The organism is Eikenella sp., from assembly GCF_057315495.1.
In genome coordinates, this window is sequence record NZ_DBHKXY010000052.1 from 1 (window position 1) to 4120 (window position 4120).

General features: G+C 58.2%; 3 protein-coding genes. All 3 read right to left on the bottom strand.

Features of this window, described 5'->3' with window-relative positions:
* A partial coding sequence (locus ACO6EE_RS09075; protein ID WP_485960717.1) for a radical SAM protein occupies nucleotides 1-569 on the bottom strand: 569 nt, incomplete at its 3' end.
* Nucleotides 570-808: 239 nt separating this feature from the next.
* The gene (locus ACO6EE_RS09080) at nucleotides 809-2128 is read right to left on the bottom strand and encodes an MFS transporter (RefSeq protein WP_485960718.1); all 1320 of its coding nucleotides are present in this window, start codon (nucleotides 2126-2128) and stop codon (nucleotides 809-811) included.
* A 436-nt stretch (nucleotides 2129-2564) separates the two neighbouring features.
* Nucleotides 2565-3932, bottom strand: a complete 1368-nt coding sequence (gene mnmE / locus ACO6EE_RS09085) for a tRNA uridine-5-carboxymethylaminomethyl(34) synthesis GTPase MnmE (RefSeq protein WP_485960719.1) — start codon at nucleotides 3930-3932, stop codon at nucleotides 2565-2567.
* Nucleotides 3933-4120 lie beyond the last annotated feature (188 nt).

Consider the following 4120-nt stretch of genomic DNA (forward strand, 5'->3'; position numbering starts at 1 on the left):
CGGTCTTCGTGTTTGCGGGTGTGGATGATGTCGTTGTAGCGTTCGGGGTCGGTGTCGAGGTTGTGGTTGTAGTAGTCCAGGCCGGCTTTTTTGAAGTCTTCCGCCATGCCGTCTTCCAGCATGCCGAACGTGCCGCAGGTTTCCATGCCCAAACCCTTCACGGCTTTGATGATTTCGGACACCACGGCCACATCTTTCGGCTTCGGCCCGCGCCATGCCGCACCCATGCAGAAACGGCTGGCGCCGCGCGATTTGGCGATTTTGGCTTTTTCCACGATTTCGCCCACATCCATCATCTGTTCTTTGCCCAGATTGGTGTTGTGGTGCGCCGATTGCGGGCAGTAGGCGCAATCTTCCGGGCAGCCGCCGGTTTTGATGGAAAGCAGGGTGGAAAGCTGGATTTCGCGCGGGTTGAAATTTTGGCGGTGGATTTCGGCGGCACGGAATACGAGATCCAGAAAGGGCAGCCCGAACAAGGCTTCGACATCGCATTTTTTCCAATACTGCGCAGTGGGATGCGGCTTAGGCTCGGTTTGACGGCGCAAAGCCACCGGGGAGAGGGTGGTCATAGGAGTGTTCCTTCAATAAAAGTTTGCGGCGGCGCAATGTCGCCGACGGGCAAAGCCGGGTCGCAATGTCCACGGCCTGCCCTGATTAGTCGGAAGCTTGATTCCGAAGGCGGCAAGTGTAGCCAAAAACCAAACAGCAGGCTACCTGAAAGAAAAGTTTCAACGCAGTTAAAAATACAATACGGCAAAGTTTCTGTTCAACCAAAATTTTCAGGTAGCCTTTTTAGCGCTCCACCCCATCAATCCGCGCTGATTTCCTCCAGCGTGCGCCCCTTCGTTTCCTCACCCAGTAGCACGATCACCAGCACCACCGCCGCCAGCACCGCTGCAAACATCACGAAAATCCGCGCGAAACCGCCGCTGCCGCTCATACCGGCCACCACCATCGGCGCTACAATCCCGCCGATGCGCCCCACCGCGCCCGCCCAGCCCGAGCCAAACGCGCGGAAGCGCACCGGATAAAGCTCCGGCGTGTAAGTGTAGAGCACGCCCCACGCGCCCAGGTTGAAAAACGACATCAAACTGCCCCACAGCATGATTTCTAGCGTAGAGGCGCTTTGGCCGAAACAGTAGGCGCACACCGCACACGCGCCCAAAAAGCCCGCCAACGTGGCCTTGCGCCCGATTTTCTCCACCAGCACCGCCGCCGCAAAATACCCCGGCAGCTGCGCCAGAATCATCACCAGCACATATTCAAACGTTTTCACCACCGAATAGCCCTGCCCCGCCAACAGCTTGGGCAGCCAAGTGAAAATCCCGTAATAAGAAAATACAATGCCGAACCAAATCAGCCACAGCATCAGCGTACGGCGGGCAAACGGCGGCCGCCACAGCTGCGCGAGGCGGATTTTCTCCTTATTCTGCACAGTCGGCACAATCATTTCCGCCGCCTGCGCCACGCCCGATTCCGCCTCCAAACGGCACACCAATTCGTGCGCCTCCTCCGCCCTGCCCGCCGCAATCAGATAAGGCACCGATTCCGGCAGCCGCTTCCACACCGCAAACGCATACAAAAGCGGCACCGAGCCCGCCGCAAACGCGCTGTGCCAACCGAATTGCGGAATCAGGAAATACGAAGCCAGCGCCGCCGCCAGCCAGCCCAAGCCCCAAAAACTCTCCAGCAGCACGATAAACCGCCCGCGCACCTTCGGCGGCGCATACTCGCTCACCAGCGACACCGCCACCGGCAGCTGTCCGCCCAAGCCGAAGCCCACCCAGAAGCGGAAAAATAGCAGCGCGGCCAAGTTCGGCGACAACGCGCACAAACCCGTGGCCGCGCCGTAGAGCACCATGGTGCCCGCAAACACATTGCGCCGCCCGAAACGGTCGGCCGCCCAGCCGCTCAACACCGCGCCCAGCGCCATGCCCACAAAGCCGATGCTCACCACCCAGCCCGACTGCTGCGCACTCAAGCCCCACTCTTTGGCCAAAGTCACCAACACAAACGACACCATACCCGTGTCCATCGCATCAAACAGCCAGCCCAGCCCGATTAAGACCAGCAGGCGGTAGTGGAAACGGCTTAAAGGCAGAGCATGAAGGCGCGACAAAATATCCATTGGGTTTCTCCTCGTGCAATGTGGAAAGGCTACCTGAAACACAGCGGCGCAGTTTGAAAATATCGAAATGATATAGTTGAATTTATTTCAATTCCCAGCAAGTTGTATCGCTATATAGTTGGCGTAAAAACAGAATATGAATTGAGAAATTTAACTGCATAAAAATAATAATAGCTCGCATTATAACGAGCCGTAACGGCACATGCCAGCCATTTGCCTCAAACCAGCGGCAACCTGGCCAGATTCCTCGTGCCCGAAATCCTCTCACCACCACGCCACATAAAATCAATATAATATCAAAGCATTAGTTGATGAAACATCTAATCCCAAACGGTTCTGCCACGCAGAAAGGCTACCTGAAAATTCAGGTAGCCTTTTTCTTACTGCGAGCGGGAAACAAACCCGAAATGTGCGGTGTATCCGCCTTCCAACCGCTCTATTTGCCGATACAGAAGCGGCTGAAAATCACACCCAGGAGGTCGTCGGCGTTAAATTCGCCGGTGATGGTATTGCAGGCGTTTTGCGCCAGGCGCAGGTGTTCGGCGAAGAGTTCGAGCTGGTGGCGGCCACACAGGGCGGCGAGTTCAAGCTCGGCTTGGGCGGCTTCCAGCGCGCGCAGGTGGCGGCTGCGGGCGAGAAACAGGCTTTCGCTTTCGCCCTGCCAGCCGATTTGCCGCAGCAGAGCCTGTTTGAGCAAATCGAGCCCGGCGCCGTTTTTGGCGGAAAGTTTGATCAGGGTGTCGGCGCCGCTGGGTTGGCCGCTTTGCTCACAGCTTTCCGCCGCTTCACCGCTGAGGTCGATTTTGTTGCGGATTTCGATGCGTTTGAGCGCGGGGGGCAGTTGCGCCAATATTTTACAGGTAGCCTCGTTCAGGCCTTCGTTCGGATCGATCAGAATCAAGGCCACATCAGCCTGCTGCACGGCTTGGCGGCTGCGCTCGATGCCGATTTGCTCCACCGGATCGGTGGTGTCGCGCAGGCCGGCAGTGTCGATGATGTGCACGGGAATGCCTTCGAGCGTGATCTGCTCGCGCACGGTATCGCGGGTGGTGCCGGCGATGTCGGTTACGATGGCGATGTCATCGCCCGCCAAGGCGTTGAGCAGGCTGGATTTGCCCACGTTGGGCGCGCCCACCAGCACCACGTTCATGCCTTCGCGCAAAATCGCGCCCTGTTCGGCTTGAGCGAGCACGCGGGCAAGGCGCTCTTGCAGGGCGGCCAGGCGCTCATCCACCTTGACTTCAGCCAGGAAATCGATGTCTTCTTCGGGGAAATCCAGGGTGGCTTCCACCAGCATGCGCAGGGTGATGAGCTCGTCCACCAGCTCGTGAATCTGCTGGGAAAACGCGCCTTTGAGCGAACGCACGGCCAAGCGGGCGGCGGATTGGCTGGCGGCATCGATAAGGTCGGCCACGCTTTCGGCCTGTGCCAAATCGAGCTTGCCGTTTAAGAAGGCGCGCTTGGTGAATTCGCCCGGCTCTGCCGGCTGTGCGCCCAGCTCAAAGCAGCGTTGCAGCAACATCTGCAGCACCACGCGCCCGCCGTGGCCGTGCAGCTCGATCACGTCTTCGCCGGTGAAGCTGGCGGGGGCGGGGAAATAGAGCAAAAGGCCGTTATCGATGGTTTCACCGGCGGCATCGACAAAGTCGGTCAGGAACGCACGGCGCGGCTGCGGGGTTTTGCCGCCGCTGATTTGCTGCGCCAGCGGCAGCAGCTGCTTGCCGGAAAGCCGGATAACGCCCACCCCGCCCTGCCCGGCGGCAGTGGAGATGGCGGCGATGGTGGGAGTGGATGGCGATGACATAGGGCTACCTGAAACCGTAAAAATAAAAAGCAATATAACACAACCACAAAAGGCTACCTGAAAACTTGAAACACGGTTTTCAGGTAGCCTTTTATATGAGAGGCCTTATTCGTCTTCGTCCTCTTCCTCGTCGCCCAAATCCACTTCTTCCAGCGGAATCAGCCGAGTGCGATAGCGCAGTTTGTGAT